Annotated in this window: 15 protein-coding genes and 1 pseudogene; 7 read left to right on the top strand and 9 right to left on the bottom strand. The window is 59.5% G+C overall.

What is annotated here, in order from left to right:
- Nucleotides 1–537: 537 nt before the first annotated feature.
- From AC07ZS_RS01245 to AC07ZS_RS01235, 3 genes are all read right to left on the bottom strand, one after another.
- Complete coding sequence (locus AC07ZS_RS01245; protein ID WP_492440148.1) at nucleotides 538–1,572, bottom strand: hypothetical protein; 1,035 nt, start codon at nucleotides 1,570–1,572, stop codon at nucleotides 538–540.
- A 242-nt stretch (nucleotides 1,573–1,814) separates the two neighbouring features.
- Nucleotides 1,815–2,723 carry a hypothetical protein gene (locus tag AC07ZS_RS01240; protein WP_492440150.1) on the bottom strand — a complete coding sequence of 303 codons (909 nt, stop codon included), beginning with the start codon at nucleotides 2,721–2,723 and terminating at the stop codon, nucleotides 1,815–1,817.
- A gap of 96 nt (nucleotides 2,724–2,819) precedes the next feature.
- Nucleotides 2,820–3,008 (bottom strand): hypothetical protein, encoded by a 189-nt coding sequence (locus AC07ZS_RS01235; RefSeq protein WP_492440152.1) that lies wholly within the window; start codon nucleotides 3,006–3,008, stop codon nucleotides 2,820–2,822.
- Between the two features lie 502 nt (nucleotides 3,009–3,510).
- Between AC07ZS_RS01235 and AC07ZS_RS01230 the strand changes: the two genes are divergently transcribed.
- Nucleotides 3,511–3,669, top strand: coding sequence for a hypothetical protein (locus tag AC07ZS_RS01230; RefSeq protein WP_494796814.1), 159 nt, complete (start codon nucleotides 3,511–3,513; stop codon nucleotides 3,667–3,669).
- Nucleotides 3,670–3,898: 229 nt separating this feature from the next.
- Here AC07ZS_RS01230 and AC07ZS_RS01225 read toward each other — a convergent pair whose 3' ends face one another.
- Both AC07ZS_RS01225 and AC07ZS_RS01220 read right to left on the bottom strand, forming a co-directional pair.
- Complete coding sequence (locus AC07ZS_RS01225) at nucleotides 3,899–4,300, bottom strand: hypothetical protein (protein WP_494796813.1); 402 nt, start codon at nucleotides 4,298–4,300, stop codon at nucleotides 3,899–3,901.
- A gap of 16 nt (nucleotides 4,301–4,316) precedes the next feature.
- A complete protein-coding gene (locus tag AC07ZS_RS01220) occupies nucleotides 4,317–5,402 on the bottom strand; it encodes a ParM/StbA family protein (protein ID WP_492440154.1) in 1,086 nt (361 codons plus the stop codon).
- A 1,613-nt stretch (nucleotides 5,403–7,015) separates the two neighbouring features.
- Between AC07ZS_RS01220 and AC07ZS_RS01215 the strand changes: the two genes are divergently transcribed.
- A complete protein-coding gene (locus AC07ZS_RS01215) occupies nucleotides 7,016–8,446 on the top strand; it encodes a tyrosine-type recombinase/integrase (RefSeq protein WP_492440156.1) in 1,431 nt (476 codons plus the stop codon).
- A gap of 93 nt (nucleotides 8,447–8,539) precedes the next feature.
- Here the strand turns inward: AC07ZS_RS01215 and AC07ZS_RS01210 are convergent, their stop codons facing one another.
- The 3 genes and pseudogenes from AC07ZS_RS01210 to AC07ZS_RS01200 all read right to left on the bottom strand — a co-directional run bounded on the left by AC07ZS_RS01210 (nucleotide 8,540) and on the right by AC07ZS_RS01200 (nucleotide 10,813).
- Nucleotides 8,540–9,022, bottom strand: coding sequence for a helix-turn-helix domain-containing protein (locus AC07ZS_RS01210; RefSeq protein WP_492440158.1), 483 nt, complete (start codon nucleotides 9,020–9,022; stop codon nucleotides 8,540–8,542).
- 176 nt (nucleotides 9,023–9,198) lie between these two features.
- Nucleotides 9,199–10,224: pseudogene (locus tag AC07ZS_RS01205) on the bottom strand (nucleotidyl transferase AbiEii/AbiGii toxin family protein).
- Nucleotides 10,217–10,813 (bottom strand): DUF6088 family protein, encoded by a 597-nt coding sequence (locus tag AC07ZS_RS01200; RefSeq protein ID WP_492440160.1) that lies wholly within the window; start codon nucleotides 10,811–10,813, stop codon nucleotides 10,217–10,219. Before AC07ZS_RS01200 ends, AC07ZS_RS01205 begins: the two are co-directional and overlap by 8 nt.
- A gap of 391 nt (nucleotides 10,814–11,204) precedes the next feature.
- Here AC07ZS_RS01200 and AC07ZS_RS01195 point away from each other — a divergent pair, with 391 nt between their 5' ends.
- The 5 genes from AC07ZS_RS01195 (at nucleotide 11,205) to AC07ZS_RS01175 (ending at nucleotide 18,716) form a co-directional block, all read left to right on the top strand.
- Nucleotides 11,205–12,695, top strand: coding sequence for a DUF3375 domain-containing protein (locus AC07ZS_RS01195; protein ID WP_492440162.1), 1,491 nt, complete (start codon nucleotides 11,205–11,207; stop codon nucleotides 12,693–12,695).
- A 33-nt stretch (nucleotides 12,696–12,728) separates the two neighbouring features.
- Nucleotides 12,729–13,421, top strand: a complete 693-nt coding sequence (locus AC07ZS_RS01190) for a DUF4194 domain-containing protein (protein WP_492440164.1) — start codon at nucleotides 12,729–12,731, stop codon at nucleotides 13,419–13,421.
- The gene (locus AC07ZS_RS01185; RefSeq protein WP_492440166.1) at nucleotides 13,414–16,836 is read left to right on the top strand and encodes an ATP-binding protein; all 3,423 of its coding nucleotides are present in this window, start codon (nucleotides 13,414–13,416) and stop codon (nucleotides 16,834–16,836) included. The genes AC07ZS_RS01190 and AC07ZS_RS01185 overlap by 8 nt, the downstream gene beginning before the upstream one ends.
- On the top strand, nucleotides 16,833–18,044 hold the full coding sequence (locus AC07ZS_RS01180; RefSeq protein WP_492440168.1) for a DUF3322 domain-containing protein: 1,212 nt from the start codon (nucleotides 16,833–16,835) through the stop codon (nucleotides 18,042–18,044). The genes AC07ZS_RS01185 and AC07ZS_RS01180 overlap by 4 nt, the downstream gene beginning before the upstream one ends.
- 222 nt (nucleotides 18,045–18,266) lie before the next feature.
- Nucleotides 18,267–18,716 carry a hypothetical protein gene (locus AC07ZS_RS01175; RefSeq protein WP_492440170.1) on the top strand — a complete coding sequence of 150 codons (450 nt, stop codon included), beginning with the start codon at nucleotides 18,267–18,269 and terminating at the stop codon, nucleotides 18,714–18,716.
- Nucleotides 18,717–18,941: 225 nt separating this feature from the next.
- Here the strand turns inward: AC07ZS_RS01175 and AC07ZS_RS01170 are convergent, their stop codons facing one another.
- Entirely contained in the window at nucleotides 18,942–19,223 is a 282-nt protein-coding gene (locus tag AC07ZS_RS01170; protein WP_494796812.1) for a YlcI/YnfO family protein, read from the bottom strand.
- Nucleotides 19,224–19,513: the final 290 nt, after the last annotated feature.

The following is a 19,513-nucleotide window of genomic DNA, read 5'->3' as shown; positions in this document are numbered from 1 at the left end:
TGTGTAGTTCTCTCTGATCAAGATTGCATAGGTCAGTCACTTGTCAAGAGCACGGCAGTACGCAAGCGCCCCAGTGAGGCAAAGCCGAGCCTGGGCACAGACAACTTGCCCAAATGATGAAAAGGAAAAAAATGAAGAGCCCGCTTTGCGAAGAGCGGAACGGAAAATGCCTGTGTGGCCTGCGCAGAAGGCGGCCGGTGCGAAGCTGGCGCGTGAATGGCTGCTAGCTCGCGGTGATTGAAGGATTTCGCCTTCACGCACTTGCGTGCGCCGACCCGGGTATCTAGGTCAGATCAGAATCAACCAGACGACCATGACCAGTCTTTTCATTCGAGACTTGTCACAACGCTGATCTGGGCGGAGTTCACTCATAAACATCAGTGAACTCAAGTTGAAGGAAGGCATGTGCCTTCACGTACTGTCGTACGGTGACTAGAAATGTATTGTGCTGACCGAACCTGGTCAATCGATCACGACCAGTCCTGCGCGCTGGCCCTTGTCAGTGCTCGCACGCCTGCCCCAACTGTCCATCGCGTTTCACGCTGGCCCGCGTCTCATGGTCTCGGCGACGACGCCATTGCGTGTGGCCCAGGCAAGCGACAGGACGTGTTTTGCCATGAAACGGCTGGCGTGAGTCATCCGAGGAGTGCCGTCCGCAATATTCAAAACGACGATCCGCGCTGGATGGGTTGCTGCCGCGCTTGCATGCCAGAGTTCCAGAAAGGGTTTCAAGTCATCTCGGGGCCAATGTTGATAAGAAACTTCAAGTTGTGCTGGTCGCTCGTGCTCATCAGCGCTGTTACCGGGAGCTGGAGCAGATGGGTCCATCGCGATCACCTCGACTTTGCAGGTTGGGCTCCGGAACTTGACTGTGTTTGCCAGCGTGCTCGGGAGCATGGCGATGCACTCCGAAGTAGCCGGTACCGGATGTCCCAAGGTCGCAGTCGCCATGTTCACGACCAATCCGATCCTGTGGCGCGTCACTGCCGTACGAAGTTCCTGTAGCACGACCTGCCGGTCTGTGAACTGATTCACTTCGAAGTCCCGCTGAGGTGTGAACACCAACAGGATCGGATCATGCTGCTGGTTGACCAGGGCGAGCTTGCCGAGCAGCGCCTCAAGCCGCAGGGATTTTTCACGCTGCACGTCGGGGCTATGCAGCACCCCATGAGATCGATTGGTCGAAACGACCGCGACAGGACCTAAATGGCTCGGCGCAGCCGTCTGGTCAAAGGTTCCGTCTAGAACTACAGTGGCGCAGATGGCCAATGCGAGCGATCGCCCAGATACCACGCTCATCGGTGCGCGTCGCTCGCGTTCTCTGCGAATAGCGGTGACCAGAAACGCGGTCAAAACACCGGTAATCACAAATGTCAGCGGGCCCATTCCGCCTTTGCCGATGAATAGCCAACCCAAGCTCGGATGTGCCAAACCCCATCCACCCATGGGTGTGACAAGTGTGACGACCCACACGCCCAGCATGGTGATGAACCGCCTAAATGCAGTTGGGTGGTGGCCACCAGTGAGCGCCCATGCCGATGCGGAGAAAGCCAAAACCAGGCAAGCGGTCATCAGCCTTTCCCATCCATCGGTGCCCTGTGTGACTAGGAGTTCACCGATAACGTACGGTCCGAGCGCGCCAAGGTAATGGCCAGCGGAGATTGCCAAAGCTCGCATACGCGTTGGCTGAAGTCCGCACATGAAAGGCAGCACGATGCTGAGGGCGCCTCCCCATGCGGTCCCCGGCCAGGCCACATAGCCAAGTGTCAGTCCACAGACGCCAAGCGCAAGCAGATACATCTCAAGACTGCGCTTCACTGCCGTACCCCTGGGTGGCGTGGGGCTAGTAGGCCCATGTGGGAGGCGATTCGTGACAGGCCCGTCGAACCAATCAGATGGGACCGGAGGGGGACGCGAAGCTGGGACGCTGGCTCGCCAGCTCGCGCGAGATGGATCCACCTGCGATCCGCATCGTATCGGTCGAGATGAAGATCCCAGGTGTCATGGCCTGAGAGCGCGATCTCCAGCGTCAACCAGTCGCAGATTCCCTGTGTCAGTGCTTCAGATGCGGGTAACACCGCACCCACTTTCGCGACACATGCCCCTTCGATTTCGAGCACAAATTTCAGGACAGCCATGAGACGCGCGCGCTCCTGCTCACGGCGGAGCCATCGCGTTGGCCAGCCTCGTTCACTGCATGCCACCAGCAGGATGAAGCCGAGGCTCGATGCTGGGCTGTGTGCGGGTTGATGGGCTGGTAGTGCCAGCTCATGCTGAAACGTCGCACCTCCAGGCAGCGCGTGTTCCAGCAAGAAGCGGGTGGTCTCAGGTTCCCAGTGCTCAAGCTCGGCTATCCACGGTAGCCGGCGCAGGACATTTGTGCGTAAGCCTTCGGGCGCCCAATTTTGCAGGGCATCCTGAACCATGTCCCAATGTGCTGAGCGCGGCCGCAGAGCTGGGCCGTTATTGACGTCCACATGGTCCATCTCGCAGAACAGCACGGGAATCGCCAGGAGTTCATTGAAAGTTACTTTTTGGCGGTGCCGGTAGGCCAGCCGGGTCGCCGTCACGGCCAGTTGGTCCAGATCCTCTGCGGTTTGTGCGCCAGGATCCATCGCGCTCTCGCCTGTTTGAGGGGAAATGCTCCCGGTAGCCCTGGTCTGCCTTCCCTGTTGTATCTCGCTCAAACACTCCACGAGCAGTGATTGCCGTTCTTCTTTCATGGCATCCCTCCGGTCTGGACGGAGGACTGTTTCGCAGGAACCAAGTTAGATGTCTCCTGGCTTATGCTGATGCGTGATGGTTTTGTCATGGCTGCATCAGTAGTCGCTGTCCTGCCAGAGGCGGTAAAGGTGGTCTTCCTCCATCTGATCTTGAATCTGCTTGTAGGGATCGTCATCGTCGTCATCGGAGTTTGATGATCGGCCTCTCGTGCTGCTGTTGCCTTGAAACGCGATTACGACAACAAAAATCATGAATCCGAGCACCAGCCAGGTTGTGGAGTTCATACCCGAGCTCCTGTGAGGAAGGAACCTCGGCCAAGCGAGCGCCGTGGTTCCCTCGCGATGATTCGTGCAAGGGCCCAACGCAGAAAGCAAATCTGCTCTTGCAGGTTGCTAGGTTCAGGCATCGTGCGCAGCCCAAGCTCGTCGACCATGGCCTCGAGCAGGGGATCCAAAGCACTACTGGTCGCCCAGAACGAGAATGCCAGGCCGGGCCGCAATTGACGCAGCTTCTGCACGAGCAGGTTGCGTCCGCACACTGACTTTAAGAGCCAGTGGGGCGCCCTGGTCATAGATCGATTCAGCGCGGCAACGTCGAAGTGCTGTCTCAGGCTGCGGCGCCACGCCGTGGCGCGAATCGCTTCTTGGTGAGTGGGAGTCATTCGTTCCTCTTGCGTGTGATTGGTTAGACCAAGTTCGCACAAGAGGACCTGATGTCAAGGCCGGGCGCTCATTTTTTGTCGACTGCAGCTCGCCTAGCAGGCCGCTGGCAAACTGAGTACATCCGATGAATGAAATTCCTTGTGAGTGCCCCTGTCAGTCCTCACCAAACCAAGTTGCGATGCCCTTCGCAGATGCACGCTTTTCCGCAGCGCTCAGCTTGCTTTCTGAGCATGGGCGCCTAGAATATTTTGGAATGATTGCGTTCAACGAGGAGTTCAAATGACGGCGCCAGACTTGCTCAAAATATTCATGGCTGTGGGAATCTTGGTGGCCATATGTGGAATCCGTTGGCTGAACGGAGCGAGCGCCGAGCTCAAAGAGGAAATGCGGCGTGAGCGAGAGCAGATGGCTCGTGATGAAGAGTCCCTCTGAAATGTTCACATCATCTAGAACTCTTGCTGATTGAGCTGGTGGGTGATCGCGTTGCCTCTTCTTCCCACTCATGGCCCTAGTCAGGCTACAGCCTTTCTATTCTTTGTGCGTTCGTACGCTGGCGCAAACATGGTCTTAAAACTTGCAGCAAAAGGGCTGGCAACTTGTGCACCTTCGTCCGAAGGCTCGGCAGCATTGACCTGGATGTTCTCTAGGGCGCCGAGGGGAATCGATGGAGCCCGAGGAGTCAATGGGACTTCCACTGCAGCTGGCGTGGGGTGTTGTCCGAAGAGTGGTAAGCCCCCACGGTTCATGACTATTCGGAACTGGTAGCCCAGATGAACCAACTGTAGGATCTCCATGTTGAGTCCTGCTGGGCTGATCCCCTTGAGATAGTCCAGGACCCCGACCCCATCGGGGGGAATGGTTAGCCGGACCCGCAGAACTTCGCCAGGATTTTTTGATCGTTTTCGCTGCGTCATTGTGTGCTCCGTTTGATCAACGGTTTGCGGAGGCTTCGTTCGCAGAGTAGTCGGCCACTACTTGGAAACCGCGCACGTTGGAGAAGGTTGAGCCACCATCCATCTTCAGGCGACGGCGCAGCTCAGGCGCATGTGCGCGGAGAAACTCAAAGAACACCGCGCCACCGCCGCCACAGACCAAAACGTTGTCGAAGTCGTTCAAGGCGCCTGCCGTGTTGAGCATCGCCTCATATCCACGTCGAAGGACCTCGTTGATGGCACCCTTGTAGCGGGCCATTTCGTAGTCCTCGCCACCAATGCGAACGGTTTCACGGTTGTCGCGGATGGCCATGTCAATCGCCTGAATGACACCGTACTGGTTCTTCAGGTCCGGATGGATCGCTTTGGCCACCTCGTACGCACACGCCAGCATCGACTCTGGATGAGCACCCGAGCGTTCGTAGTTGGGTACCTTGTCGTAGGCCGCCAGAAAGTCAATCGTTCCGCCGCCCACGTCGACCACGAGATTCCACCCGCTCATCTCGAAGTCCTTGTGTGTGAGGCCGTAGTAGTAGAGGGCTCCGAGGGGTTGCACCATGACGGAGGCGTTCAGCACCGTTACGTGCCTTGCACCCACTTCAATATCTGGGCTGGTCACGGCGTGCCGACCGATGACCAGCTCGCGCAGGTGGTTCTCGTATTCGTCAAAGGTGTTGAGGGGGAGTCCTACGGTCAGGTGCTGAATCGTCATCTCTTTCGGATTGCCTTCATCGACCAGCATGTAGTGCATAGCCCCCCGCATGAGCGCGAGGTAGGAGGGAGAGGTGCAGTAGTCCTTCATGACGTGGCGTGGCTGGAGCCCCTTGAGGTGCATCTCGACCCCACGACCGGCAAAGTGTGGCACCCCATCGATTTCGCTGATGCATCCGTCGGCCCCAAGGGTGCCGGGTGCATGTCGGAAAGTGGCGCCCGCCCGCAAGGTGGCGGTGATCGACGGAAACAGGTCCGCATGGATGATCGGGACACCTCGTGCCACCTTGTGGCCACAGGTGAACTTGGTATTGGCGTAGCCCACGTCGATGGCTCGTGCGGGAACAGTGATCAGATGTGCGTCGCGTTTCATAGGTCTCTCCAGGTTTCTTGCCTGCACAAAATTGTGCTGCTGGGAATTCTGTTGGGGCCTTCGCACCTCTGCAAGCGATGCGGACCAGTTGTTGGCCACGGGAGGCCAAGTCGGGCCAGTGCAGGCCACAAACTGCAACTCTTGCGAGGCGACCCTTATCCACGCTGTTGTATTGGCCAGGGTGGGCCACCCGAGGCCATTGGCGACCACAAAGTGTTCGCGTGGGAGGCGGGTCCCTACAACAAGTCACAGTAGGGGCCGCAGGAGGCCATGGCAGGCCAGTGGCGGCTTCGACGCACATTGCGCGCGCGGGGCTGAAGCTGGTTTCTTCGAAGGTGAGGCCACGGGTGGCCATGGACGGTCACAACGTGTGGGTCAGCCAAAGAATCGCACCTCACTGCGGCGTGAACCATCTTGTCGAAACGCGCAATCAGGTGGCTCCATTTATGTAGGGAGCTAGGAGCAGGGCTGCCATTTCTTGTTTCCTCAATCGACGGATCGTTTTGCGCGTTCAAGTGTCGTGTTGACGGCGAGATATCAACAGGGCACTTTCAAACAACCCACTTGGGGTGTCTGCAGGAGTGGTGGCAACCAGAGTGATATGAAGGCTTCTGATCTGAAAGGACTTTTTTGCCCGTTGGCATGAGTGACACGCTGCGGGAGAGTGTTTTGCCATCTGTGGACAAGGGCTCGGGCAGACTGCGTTGAGCGGTACCTATCCCCAACTGGTCCGCATCACAAGACAAGACTGCAAACAGCATCTACTATTCGCTCACCTGTACCTCTGGTACTTAGACATCCCAGTGATGTCCCACTCCCTACACAGGGAAAACCGCTAACCGACGCTTCACCATGAGTGTCCTAAGGCAACAAGCCGACTTCCCACGTTGGAAGTCGCAAACCAAGACGGTGCTCTGTATGGAGCGCCGCAAAACAGGTCGAATAACGACCAGCTGCTGAGCCCGCGACGCGGTTCAGAAGTGGCGACCCCGAATGGGGACTGCCCACAGCAAGCCAACCAGGCCTTCCTTCTTGGAAGCCGCCAGCCAACGCTCTGAGCTACGGAGCGGGTGCGGACGCGTAAGCGTATAGATCAACTCACGTTTTGACTTTGCACTGACGACTACCTGCGGGTGGTTCGTCACAAGTACCTCCCGCCTGGCGCGTTTGCCGGGAGCCCTCAGGGCCTAAAAAGGGGCAGGTTGGACAAGCTGCAAAGGACAACGCCGCCAAATCAGTCTGGCGGTGAAGTGAGTTCACCTGGGTAGTGAATAACTGCTCTGGTCTAGCCTACCCACAAGGCTCTGTCTGAACAAGACAGTACCCCCCCGACGATGTCCATGCGTCGGGGTGCCCATCAAAAAAGGATGGGGGTCACACGGGGATTCCACCTGTGCCGACAGGACAGCTTGCTAACGAAAAACGGAAACCACCGAAGACTGACGTGCCTTGCCCAGGGGCCTTGTACCGGGCGACCAGTAGCAAAAAGACAAACGAAAAGCCAGAGCGATCTGGCGGTTTGGGCCTGCCTGAAGGTTTAGACATGCGGGTGCGTAGGGCGCCCGCAGGTGTTAGCCCTCATCACGACGCAAGTCACAACAGGAGAAAGAGAAATGGCGAAAAAATCTGGCAATGGTCGCGGAAAACGTCGCGAATCCCGAGCGAAGTCGCGTGCCGAAACACTCACCACGGGAGGGCCGGGAAGCGAAAATCCACGCGCGCTAGAAGCGATCAAGGCACATCCCAACGACCCGTTGCGGCAGATGGTGTGTTTCCTGCGGAACCTGGCCCTCAAGTCTTCAACCGGCCGCAAGCGCAACGTCGGGGAGAAGACGCTAACAGCGTTCGGAAGCACCATGAAGAATCTGATCCAGGATTTGAGAACGCTGAACATGCCCATTCAGCGCATTGACGAAATCGGACAGCGTCACGCTGTGGCGCTCACTGCATACTGGGCCAACGAACTGGGTCATACGGCAAAAACGATCACCAACAAGCTGAGCGTGATTCGTAAGTTCTGTGAGCTCATCGGCAAGATTGGTGCAATTCCGAAGCGGGAAGAGCTTTACGAAGCACTTGCCGCGAAAGGCGTGGACAAGGCCGCCGTCACTTGTGCGCAGGTGACCCATGGCAGCAAGAGCTGGAAGGCTGCCGGGGTGGATGCCCAAGCGATCATCGAAGTTGTCGCGATCGAAAACCCTCAGGAGGCCATCCTGTTTGAGCTCGAACTGAACTTCGGCTTGCGTGTCAAAGAAGCGCTGAGCTTTCGCCCGCGTGAGGCCGAGCGCCGTGATGGCATTGCAATCAAACTTGGCACGAAGGGTGGCGCGGGCCGCTTTGTGCCCTTCATGAAGGATCCTGTGAAGCAAGCCAAACAGCGCGATGTTCTTGAGCGCGCGCGCGCCTGGGCTGATGAGCACAACAACAAAGGTGAGATGGGCTACGAGCGCATGACGATGGAAGAGGCGCGGACCAAGTACTACCACGTGCTGCGCAAGTACGGCATCAACCAGAAGGCTATGGGGGTCTCGAGTCACGGCCTGCGTCACCAGTTCGCAGCAGACATGTTCGAAGACATCACCGGCCACCGCCCGCCAGCTGAGGGTGAGGAGACGCCAGCGTGGTTCAAACAGAACCGTGAACTGGTTGACCACGCGTACAAGAAGGTGTCAGAGGCTCTGGGCCACTGGCGCAAGGACATCTCCACGGCCTATCTCAGCTCGGTCTCCATGATGAGCAAGCAGCAAAAGCTGCGCATCGAAAAGCGGATCGAGATGTTTCAGAACACGCCCGGCGTCGCCACGGGTTTGCTGATGCTTGGTGTGGAGCGTGCGTGGCTGACTGGGCGTGCCGCATTGGGTATCGACATGCCCCACAGCGAGCGCATCGTTCTCACCGTTAACCTTGACGAGGGCGTCAAGTTGGACGTGCTCAAAGATGTCCACGCGCTGCTTCAGAAGTTGCTTCCTGGCCGCGTTCTCGTAGCCCCGCTCTTGGGCGGCGGCGTTCAGCCTGAGAACGGTGTTGAGGTGTCTCTGCGCTGATGAAGAAGGTGGGCAGGTGCAATCCTGCCCACCGTATGGTGATGCACGATGCCTAGTTCTCAGAGCGCATTTATTCGACCTAAAGCGGGTTCTTTAGGCCGCGTGCTGTTCAATGAGCGACAAGACTTCACGCTTGCCCATTGCAATCTTCCCCAGAATTTCAGGAACACGTGCAGCTCTTGGCGCGGCGCCGCCTGACTCCCATTTCCAGATTGACAAGGCTGAGACTCCCAGCAGTTGCCCCATTTGTTCCTGGGTGAAGCCGAGTCGGGAGCGTTGGGCTTTCAGACGCTCCGCAGTGAACGTCACTTTACGGCCTGGTTTCCCCCGGGGTGTATCGGGAGATGGTTTGGTCGTCCGTGAAGGTTTGGCCAAGGAGGCTGAGGAGGAGGGCGCCACGCGCAACTTCTCCAGTTTTTTCAGACTCGACTGAAGCGACTTGACCTCTTTCTTCAAGGCCGAGAGGTCGGAACGCTGGGTCGTGCTGAGCTTACGCAGCGATGTGATCTCCTCGCGCAGTTCCTTGCGGGCCACGCGGGCGATCTCTTTTTTGAGGGTTTCGGCAAAGGTGGTCATGCCCGCATCGTACGACAGAGCCCGCGCTGCATCCCATACTTGTATGAAAGCCGGCGCATTTTTCTCGCCGGCTAGTCGGTATTGATAATGGGTGTTTTCAACACCAATTCGTTTGGGCGCCCTGAATCTGCACCTTGGTCGTATCTGCGTTGTGTGCCGCTATCGATCGACTCGACTTAGGTCCGAGCGGCAGCGTTGGCCCGAGCCTGCACCTGGGCGCAGGCCTGCATCAGTTGATCGAAGGGCAGGGCATCACCCACCATGACCTCGTCCTCCAGCATCTTGGCGTAGTCAGCGGCCAGCGCGTCTCGTGCGCCCCCCTCGGGCACGATCCGCAACGCGCCCAGGACGGCGAAGGTGTAGTTGATGGTCTTGTTGTCGGCGGCCTTCTCGCTGAAGAACCAGGACTTGTGTTCCGCTACCTCCCGAGCCACGGCGCGATCAGCAATCACAGCATCAAAGTGTTCACTGCGCATGATGGCCGCCAGGTCGTGCCAATGGCGCGCGTACCGCTCACCTCGGATTCGTCCCTGCGCGCAGTAGACGTGTGTCGCTGTCGCCTTCTCCCAAAAGGTCCGTGCCACACCCATCACCTGCGGCAGTGCCTGGGGGAACGACACGCCATCGACATGACCGGCCATGTCGCAGGTGATGGGGAGCACGCCATGCGGCTCCCCAGTGGCGCGGCCACCAAACTCCAGCGTGATGACGGGTGAAACATACCCAGTGCCCTGCTTGATTGCCGGGTAGTGCAGTTGGAGTGTGTCGTGCTCCGCGCCTGCGATTTCCAGCGTTGCCTCAAGTCGCTCGCGCTCAAGCGCTGCCTGCAGATGGGGCTGTACGGTCGATCCGATCCAGTCGGGGAGCCGATCCCTGACGGCCTTGCTCCATTTGCTGGCCTGGCTGCGGCTTGCCGGGAGAAAGTACCCGTCACCGGTGAGATCCGGGATCAGTTTGCGGATGTCCTAGGTGAGGTCGATGTCCTCGGAGAACCGCTCGATGATCTTGTACGCCTTGGACAGCGATGTGCCACCCTTGAAGGTGAGGTCGGCTGCAAACGGCGATTCAAACAAGACGCCGAGCGTCCAGACGACCCACAGGTCCTTCTCCAGCAGATGGGCAGGTCTGCCCGTCCTCGCCCGGGCCTGCTCCAGAACTTCGTTCTGGTCCTCCTTGTTCAAGTCGAAGTAGCGCTCAGCCACGCAGCGTCTCTTCGCCGATGGCCCTGGCCATCCAGGAGGGCAACGCCGCTCGGGCCGCAGTCAGTGCCTGCCACTCGGCGGGCGGCAGCGTGCGATGCAGGGTGCTCAGCGATTCGCTCACGTGGGAGGGCCCCATCCAGGCCAAAGCGCGCACGGCGGAGCCGGCTGGACCTGGGCCAAGCGCCAGCATCCAGCGAGGTGCGTGTTTCACCATGACCTCGGAGCGGCCGAGCTTGAGATGGTGGGTGCGTCCCGAGGTCAGGTACACCTCGCGAATCGGCACCTGTTGGGTCAGCCCCAGTGCATTGGCCGCATTGGCTCCGTGAGGCGACACGACCTCGCCATGTTGGGCGGCCAGGGCCTGGACCACTTTTTCTGGTGAGGGCGCACGCGTTCCGAACCGGCTGGACACAGGCATGACGTACGTGCCCCGCGCCACACGCAACAGCTTGCCCTCTTTGGTGAGGCGAGACAAAGCCTGGTCGACCGCATCGCGGCTTCCCATGTGCAGAAACTCCTTGGGCGACAACACGCCTCCCTCGGGCAGGGACTCTGCGTGAAGCAGGATGAACTCAGGGAGCGTGACCATAGTGAAACCAGTTTATCAGAAAGGAGTTTCAGTTTCTGACACCAAGAATATCGTTTCGTTGTCCTGAAAGCTGCTTGCGTTTCGGTGGGCCGTGCAGCGACGGGGGTGCTTTGGATGCTGGCCATCCCACGTTTGGCGGCTTTGATCGGGCTGCGCAGCCGCCCCAGTGCCAGCCCAGTCACTGCGGCAGAGACCTGCTCATCAAGCGCCTCCGACCATTTCCCTCGCCCACGATGGAGATGATGTGCACGACTTCGTTGCCTCAATGGCTGCAAGCAAGTGTCTGATCGGGCAATGGGATACTTTGGCAATATTCGCAGCCCAAGGTTGGACCCCATCGAAATTGCGACCATGACACCTGTTGAAGGATTGAGCCCGTGAGTGGACCGCTGTGAACCACGCCACCCTCGTCACGCTCCGGGACCGCCACCCCGCCTGGAGGTTGCTGGCCTCGCCGCATGCGCCGCTGGTTGCCAACTTCCTGCACCGGGTCTTCGTGGCGCCGAACGAGCGCGTCATCAGCGAGGCCGACCTGGCCGAGGCACTGGAGGACGAACTTTTTGTCTTGCGCGAGCAACTCGGATCCGAGACCTATCCCAAAGGTGCTTCGGAGTACCTCAACGACTGGGCTGCTGCCGACAAGGGCTGGCTGAGAAAGTTCTACAAGCCCGGTACCGACGAGGCGCAATTCGACCTGACACCGGCCACCGAGAAAGCCATTGCATGGTTGGGGTCGCTCACCGAACGGGCGTTTGTGGGAACCGAGTCACGCCTGCTGACGCTGTTTGCACTGCTGGAGCAGATCAGCGCTGGCACCGAGATTGATCCGATCAAACGCGTCGACGACCTGCGCAAGAAGCGGGATGAGCTCGATGTGGAAATCGCTCGCGTTCTGGCGGGCGATGCGCCCGTGCTGGACGACACTGCGGTCAAGGACCGCTTCCAGCAGTTTCAACAGATCGCCCGAGAACTGCTCTCCGATTTCCGCGAGGTGGAGCACAACTTTCGCCTGCTCGATCGCAAGGTGCGCGAGAAGATTGCTCTCTGGGAAGGCTCCAAAGGAGCGCTGCTCGACGAGATCATGGGCGAGCGCGATGCGATTGGCGACTCGGACCAAGGCCGCAGTTTCCGCGCTTTCTGGGACTTTCTCATGTCCAGCAGCCGTCAGGAGGAACTCTCAGCGCGGTTGGATCAGATACTGGCGCTACCCGTGGTGGCTGCGTTGAAACCCGAGCCGCGCACCCGCCGCGTGCACCACGACTGGCTTGAAGCCGGCGAACACACGCAGCGCACCGTGGCTCAGTTGTCGCAACAGCTGCGCCGTTTTCTGGACGACCGGGCCTTTCTGGAGAATCGGCGCATCCTCGACTTGCTGCACGGCATTGAGAGCAAGGTGCTGGCACTGCGGACTGCTCCCCCCACCGTTGGCTTGATGACGATCGATGCGATGGGGGCAGACGTTGAGCTGCCACTGGAACGACCCATGTTCACGCTGAGTGTGAAGCCGCGTCTCGCTGATCTCGCGCTGGAGGTGGACCCAGCAGAAGGCGACATCGACACCGCTCGATTGTTCGACCAGATCGTTGTGGACAAGGCGCGCCTGCGTGCAACGGTCCAGCAAGCGCTTCGAGTGCGGGCGCAGATCACGTTGCGTGAGTTGATCAACGACGAGCCACTACAACAAGGACTGGCCGAATTGGTTGCCTATCTGGAGTTGGCCCACGACGGTGACGTCGTTGGCGGTGGCGCAGCATCAGTGGATGGCTTGCGTGCTGTTGTTGACGACACTGTTGAAGAGCCCATCCGGTGGATGGCGAGCAATCCAATGGGTGAACCGGTGACGCGCGAGGCGCGTCTGCCCCGTGTGATCTTCACGCGATGACGTCCGTCGTCGTGGCTTGGAAGGGAGAGGAACATGACTGAATCGCTGCACGAGAGCCCGTCGGAGGGTGCTCCACTGGCCACTTTGCCGGCTGTGCCCGAGTTGACGCAACTGATGGTGCACCTGCTCAAGGGAGTGCTTTACCGTGAGGATGATGAGCGGTTGTGGGCGAGCTTCTTTCGTTTGCAGGCGCGGGTGCGAGAACAAGCAGCGGTGCTCCTGCTCGACCTGGTTCTTGATGAAGCCGAGGGTTACGCATTTCTCAAGAGCCGCCCCGACCCAGACGAGTCGGAGGGCGTACCTCGGTTGCCCCGGCTCGTCGCGCGGCGCCCCCTGTCCTACCCGGTGAGCTTGATGCTGGCGTTGCTGCGAAAGCGCATGGCAGAGTTCGACGCCGGAGGAGGCGACACCCGCCTGGTTCTATCGCGCGACGAGATGTCCGAGCTGATGCGGGTGTTCTTGCCTGATGGGACGAACGAAGCTCGGCTTATCGATCAAGTGGACGCAACCATCACGAAGGTGGTCGATCTGGGCTTTCTGCGTCGGCTCAAACCCGCAGCCGGCAGCGGGCTGGACAGGGGGAACTACGAAGTGCGGCGCATTCTGAAAGCCTTTGTCGACGCGCAGTGGCTGGCCGACTTCGACGCGCGGTTGGAGGTTTACCGCACGGCGCTGGCCGGCGCTGTCCCTGGCAAGCCCCAGACCGAAAGGGCGGCCGATGCTTGAGTCGCCTTCGCTGTCACTGGATTTTGTGGACGACAACACCCGGGTAGGATTTCGCTTGCATCAACTGGAGGTGCTCAACTGGGGCACCTTCGACAAGCGGGTCTGGCGATACAACCTCGAAGGTCGCAACGGCCTGCTCACTGGCGATATTGGTTCGGGCAAGTCCACATTGGTCGATGCCATCACCACGTTGCTGGTGCCTGCGCACCGCGTGGCTTACAACAAGGCTGCAGGAGCGGATGCTCGCGAGCGCAGCCTGCGCTCCTACGTGCTTGGTCACTACAAGAGCGAGCGCAACGAGGTCACCGGTAGCGCCCGACCCGTGGCGCTGCGCGATGCGTCAAGCTATTCGGTCATCCTGGGCGTCTTCCGCAACGAGGGTTATGACCAGGCGGTGACCCTGGCCCAAGTGTTCTGGTTGAAGGATCCTCAAGGCCAACCCGCTCGCTTGTTCGTGGCAACCGAGCGAGCGATGAACATCGCTGAGGACTTCGCCCACTTCGGCAGCGACATCTCCGCCTTGCGCAAAAAACTGCGCGCTTCGGGCTGTGAGTTGTTCGACAGTTTTCCGCCTTACTGCGCCTGGTTCCGTCGCCGTTTTGGTATTGAGCACGAGCAGGCATTGGAGTTGTTTCACCAGACAGTCTCGATGAAATCGGTGGGCAACCTCACCGACTTCGTGCGCAGCCACATGCTGGAGCCGTTTGATGTCGGCAGCCGCATCGAGGCCTTGATCCGCCACTTTGACGACCTGGACCGCGCCCATCAAGCGGTGCTCAAGACCAAACGACAGGTTGAGCTGCTGACACCCCTGGTCGAGGACGGGCGTCGCCACAGTGCCTTGGACTCGGAAATCCAGGGCTGGCGCGATGGGCGAGACGCCCTGCACCCGTATTTCGCAGGACTCAAGGTGGAGCTGTTGGATCGGCGGCTGGAGCTGCTTGAAGAGGACGCCTCCCGGTTTGATGTCCAGCTCGAACGTTTGGGCGCCCAGCGCGATACCGAGCGATCGGAAATCGCGAAGCTGGAGCGAGCCTTGCGTGAGAACGGTGGCAACCGCCTGGAGGAGCTGGCCGCCGACATTCGCCGCTTGGAGCAAGAAAAAGCTCAGCGCCAGCAGAAGGCCGATCGCCACATCACATTGCTGGCTCGCATTGACGAGATATCGCCAACCGACGAGGCAATGTTTCTCGATCAGCAACAAGCCATCGCTTCTCGCGCGGAAGGCTTGCGCGAACGCATCGCAGACTTGGACAACCGCGAGCGCGAGGAGGATTTTGCGTTTCGCAAGGGACGTGAAGAGCACACAGCCTTGTCCGAGGAGATCGACAGCCTTCAGCGGCGCAGGAGCAATATTGATGCTGCCCAGGTTCGCATCCGTGATGCGTTGTGCGCCGCACTCTCGATTGACGAAGGCGACCTGTCTTTCGCGGGTGAGCTGATCCAGGTGCGCGAGGACGAGCGCGAGTGGGAGGGTGCCGCGGAGCGGCTGTTGCGAGGCTTCGGCGTCGCGTTGCTGGTGCCGGACGCGCACTACAAGGCTGTTGCGGAATGGGTGGACAGGCAGCACCTGGGCGCGCGCCTGGTGTATTTCCATGTGCGACCGAAGAAGCCTGGACAGGGTGCCAGCCTTCATCCGCAGTCGCTGGTGAGAAAGCTCGTCGTTAAACCCGATTCGCCGCACTACGAGTGGCTGGAGCAGGAACTTCGCAATCGTTTTGATGTGGCCTGTTGCGATTCGGGGGAGCAGTTTCGCCGCGAGACACGCGCCATCACACGCTCGGGGCAGATCAAGGATCCGTCAGGCCGCCACGAGAAGGACGATCGCAGCCGCATCGACGACCGCAGCCGCTACGTGCTGGGCTGGAGCAACGCTGACAAGTTGCGGGCCTTGCGTGACCAGCGCGAGCGCCTGGAAGACAAGCTTGCCACACTGGGCCAGCGCATGGGTGAGATTGGCGATGCACGCTCGGAGCTGAATGGCCGACTGGAGACGCTGGCCCGCCTGGAGGAGTTCTCGCGATTCGCAGACATCGACTGGATGAGCCTGGCGCGACAGATCGCGACCCTCGCAGAGGAGCACGTGCGACTTGAAGCTGCGTCGGACACCCTGCAGGAGCTGGGCCGCCAGTTGAAAGAGGTTCAGGTCAGACTGAGCGAAACAGAGACCAAGCATGGCGATGCGTTGGGCAAGCGCGGCGAAGTAAGAGCCAAGCACACGGCGGCCGAAGATTTGCGGAATCTGGCCAGTGCTGTCTGTGATGCCGTGCCGCTCGATGGCTCCCGGGTTGATCGATTGAACGACTGGCGAGTTCAGGCACTCGGCGAGCATCAGCTCTCCGTGGAGTCCTGCGACAACCGCGAGCAGGACATGCGTCGATGGCTGCAGGAGCGCATCGACGCGGAGGACAAGCGCCTGGCACGTTTGACCGAGCGCATCGTGAACGCCATGCGTGGCTTCAAGGAGGAGTTCAAGGCAGAAACGGTCGAGATGGATGTGAGCCTGGCAGCGCTGCTCGAGTACGAACGGATGCTTGATGGTTTGAAGAGCGATGACCTGCCGCGGTTTGAAGCCCGCTTCAAGGAGCTCCTCAATGTCAACACCATCAATGAAATCGCCAACTTCAACGCTCAGCTTGCCCGCGAGCGGGAGACGATCAGGGAGCGCGTTGACCTGATCAATCGATCACTTCAGGTCATCGACTACAACCCCGGTCGCTTCATCGTACTGGTGGCGCAGCCCAGTCCTGATGCGGAGATCCGTGACTTCCAGCAGGATCTGCGTGCCTGTACCGAGGGTGCGCTCACGGGCTCATCTGATGAGCAGTATTCGGAGGCCAAGTTCTTGCAGGTCAAAGGGATCATTGACCGATTTCGTGGACGAGAGGGACTGTCGGATGCCGACCGGCGCTGGACCGCCAAGGTGACCGACGTGCGCAACGGATTCTTGTTTTCTGCAAGTGAGCGTTGGCGTGCTGACGGTGTGGAGCACGAACACTATTCCGACTCGGGTGGAAAGTCCGGTGGGCAGAAGGAGAAGCTCGCCTACACCGTGCTGGCCGCGAGCCTGGCCTACCAGTTCGGGCTGGAGTGGGGCGCCGTGCGTTCGCGGTCGTTTCGCTTCGTCGTCATTGACGAGGCGTTTGGGCGCGGCTCGGACGAGTCGGCGCAGTACGGACTTCGCTTGTTCCAGCAACTCAATCTGCAACTGCTGATCGTGACACCACTGCAAAAGATCCACATCATCGAACCTTTCGTGGCCAGCGTTGGCTTCGTCCACAACGAAGGAGGGCGGGATTCCAAGTTGCGCTGCCTGTCGATCGAAGAGTATCGCGCGCAGAAAGCGGAAATTCAGGGAGAAAGCCAGATAGCAGGAAGCGCCGAGATCAGAGCTGCTGGAGGCGCGGTGAAATGAACTGGACGAACACGGCAGACCTTCGCGCCCAGGTTCAGCGCTTGTGGGATCGAGGGGACTTGCTGCGATCTTCGGTTTCGAGTTCTGTGATCTGGCCCGTACGTCTGTCGCTGAAGGTGCCCAGCGCAGGCGATCTCTCTGATCGCTTCGAGGCCGTGCGGGACTGGTTGAGTGCCTTCGCCGCCACTCCTCATGTGCGGATTGAGTGGCGAGATTGGAACCATCGGGTACAGGGAAGCCAGCGTCTGCCGTCTGCCGTTTGGATCGACACACTTCAGTCGGCGTTGGCTTTGATCGGCAAAACCAGTCAGGCACAACGCTTCGAGGCGATGTGGCAACGGACCGCGATCGCGCAACCCCGGCTGCTGGATTGGATGTCCCGGCGTCCGCTGCAGGCTCTGGATCTGATCGATCGGTGGGATCGCCTCTTGGCGGTTGTTGATTGGCTGCAGGCCTATCCACGTCCCGGCGTCTACCTGCGGCAGGTGGACGCGCCCGGGGTGGACAGCAAATTCATCGAGGCCCACCGGGGGGTGTTGACCGAGCTGTTGGACTTGGCGCTGCCGCCCGAGGTGATCGACAACAGTGCGAGCGGGACATCGCAGTTCGCCCGCCGTTTTGGCTTCCTGGACAAGCCGGTGCGGATCCGGTTCCGATTGCTCGATCCAACCCTGCCCAGCTTGTCGGGTTGCCAGGGGTTGCCGGACATCACGCTGGACGCTTCGAGCTTCGCTGCGCTCGCGCTGCCTGTTGATCACGTATTCATCACGGAAAACGAGACCAATTTTCTCGCCTTCCCGCCGGTGGCGAGAGCCATCGTTGTGTTTGGTGCGGGCTACGGCTGGGAACCGTTGGCGCGCGCTGCATGGCTGCACCGAAGCCACTTGTACTACTGGGGTGACATCGATACCCATGGCTTTGCCATCCTTCATCAGCTGCGTGGCCACTTTCCCCACGCATTGTCTTTCCTCATGGACCGCGAGACGCTGCTCGCACATCCTTTGCAATGGGGCGAGGAGACTGAGCCTGCACGCCACGAGCTGTCGAGCCTGACGGTGGAGGAGGCTGCGGTTTATGACGAGCTGCGCTTCGATCGCATCCAACCCAGGTTGAGATTGGAGCAGGAGAGGATCGGATTTGGGTGGTTCTCAGTTCACCTCAACCGTATGTCCTCGGAGTTGCAGAGAACGACGTCACAGTTCTCGTGAGGTTGGTGCTGATCTCGATGACCCGGCCTTCTCAGCCGATTTGGGGTGGCAGGGTCTTGGCCTTGACGTCCATGGCCCACCGATGAAGCGAGTGGGTTGGCCAGCGATGACCGACAAGAAAATCTGTCCTGGGTCTCTTGACTCCGATGCTTTGTTTGAGATTCTGAAGAGAGGCAGCCGAGTGCGCCTCTGTTCATAAACCAACCAAAGCAATTGACCACCATGAGAATCATTTCCTCCTGCCGCTCGAGCCTGACCACATTGGGCGTCGCAGCTGTGCTGAGCGCATGTGGCGCTGGATCGAACGGTTACCCCTCCTCAGAAGACGTTAAGGCGTGGCACTCCAGGACGGCTAGCAATGGCTACGTCAAGCTGCGCACAGTTGAAATCACGGACCTCGACTGCACAACCCCATCCAGCAAGGAGATGGAGCAACTGACCCGTGCGGCTGCCTTCATGGGCTCAAAGGCTGAAGAGGCGATCAAAGGGGCCGTCAAATGCAGCTACACAGTCAACGCCTCGTTCAGCGGAGTTGACAAGCCGTTTCTCAAGACCGAAGGCTACGAGGTGAATGGTCTCAAGCTCAAGAACCAAGGGTTCATGCGTGTGCCCAAGGGCGACGGCCTCGAGTGGCAGGGCAGTACACGTCGGCTTCCAAAGACGGCGGGGTGACCGGGTGCTTTGATGCAAGAGTCGTCCTCGCTTTCCATCCGCAGCCTCGAAGAGCGGCCGGCATCATGGCCGTGCTACAGGTCAGTGATAGTCGTCTTCAAGTTGATCACACACTGCCGTGACGACCGCATCTGAAGCCGTCTCGCGCCAACTCACGCTCAGGTACGAAGTCGAAGAGACGCTCGAGATCTGCCTCAACCCCGCGAGTGAATCGAACCCGAAAGCTCACTCCTGGGTTTTCGCGGTGCGGTTGCGCGCTTCATCGAGCTTGCGCTGCAACTGCTCAATCACGGTATCGGCATTGACATACTCGCCGGTGCGGTGGGCTTCGTCTCGGGAACGCATGCCTCGCGCGATGAATTCCGCCTGGACACGACGGTGCTGGACACCCGCGCGCACCGATGCTTCCACGAGTTCTGACAGGGTTTCGCCCCGGCCGAGCACCGACTCCACCTCGGCGCGAAACTCAGGATCAACGCGAACAAACGGGATGGTTGCGGTCTTCATGATGGCAATGTATTGCAATTGCGCTTCAACTTGGTGGGTGTTCCGACGGCCAGCCTTGGAACAACCCTGCACCGCGCTAGCCACAACCAATGCCTGTTTGGGGTGCACTGGAGCGCGGTTTTATGTTCTTGAAACTGCAATTCGGCGACATGTCCTGGCGTTCATGTCGCCGAAAACGACATGAATCCGTACACGTGTCGCAAGTTTCAGAAAAGGAGAACATGTTTTGCTAAAACAACTTCATCAGGTGCCGGGTGGTGCGCGCCGGTTTTGTCGGCATTTTTTGATGA

The sequence above is a fragment of the Hydrogenophaga sp. GW456-12-10-14-TSB4 genome (assembly GCF_059424305.1).
Note: the sequence above shows the minus strand (reverse complement) of the source record. Positions and strands in the feature narration are given on the sequence as shown.

What these genes read in the sequence shown, in the direction of transcription:
- AC07ZS_RS01240 (WP_492440150.1), bottom strand. Translation starts at nt 2,723, where the DNA reads ATGAAAGAAGAACGGCAATCACTGCTCGTGGAGTGTTTGAGCGAGATA.
- AC07ZS_RS01220 (WP_492440154.1), bottom strand. Translation starts at nt 5,402, where the DNA reads ATGAAACGCGACGCACATCTGATCACTGTTCCCGCACGAGCCATCGAC.
- AC07ZS_RS01215 (WP_492440156.1), top strand. Translation starts at nt 7,016, where the DNA reads ATGGCGAAAAAATCTGGCAATGGTCGCGGAAAACGTCGCGAATCCCGA.
- AC07ZS_RS01245 (WP_492440148.1), bottom strand. Translation starts at nt 1,572, where the DNA reads ATGACCGCTTGCCTGGTTTTGGCTTTCTCCGCATCGGCATGGGCGCTC.
- AC07ZS_RS01235 (WP_492440152.1), bottom strand. Translation starts at nt 3,008, where the DNA reads ATGAACTCCACAACCTGGCTGGTGCTCGGATTCATGATTTTTGTTGTC.
- AC07ZS_RS01230 (WP_494796814.1), top strand. Translation starts at nt 3,511, where the DNA reads ATGAATGAAATTCCTTGTGAGTGCCCCTGTCAGTCCTCACCAAACCAA.
- AC07ZS_RS01175 (WP_492440170.1), top strand. Translation starts at nt 18,267, where the DNA reads ATGAGAATCATTTCCTCCTGCCGCTCGAGCCTGACCACATTGGGCGTC.
- AC07ZS_RS01210 (WP_492440158.1), bottom strand. Translation starts at nt 9,022, where the DNA reads ATGACCACCTTTGCCGAAACCCTCAAAAAAGAGATCGCCCGCGTGGCC.
- AC07ZS_RS01170 (WP_494796812.1), bottom strand. Translation starts at nt 19,223, where the DNA reads ATGAAGACCGCAACCATCCCGTTTGTTCGCGTTGATCCTGAGTTTCGC.
- AC07ZS_RS01185 (WP_492440166.1), top strand. Translation starts at nt 13,414, where the DNA reads ATGCTTGAGTCGCCTTCGCTGTCACTGGATTTTGTGGACGACAACACC.
- AC07ZS_RS01190 (WP_492440164.1), top strand. Translation starts at nt 12,729, where the DNA reads ATGACTGAATCGCTGCACGAGAGCCCGTCGGAGGGTGCTCCACTGGCC.
- AC07ZS_RS01180 (WP_492440168.1), top strand. Translation starts at nt 16,833, where the DNA reads ATGAACTGGACGAACACGGCAGACCTTCGCGCCCAGGTTCAGCGCTTG.
- AC07ZS_RS01200 (WP_492440160.1), bottom strand. Translation starts at nt 10,813, where the DNA reads ATGGTCACGCTCCCTGAGTTCATCCTGCTTCACGCAGAGTCCCTGCCC.
- AC07ZS_RS01225 (WP_494796813.1), bottom strand. Translation starts at nt 4,300, where the DNA reads ATGACGCAGCGAAAACGATCAAAAAATCCTGGCGAAGTTCTGCGGGTC.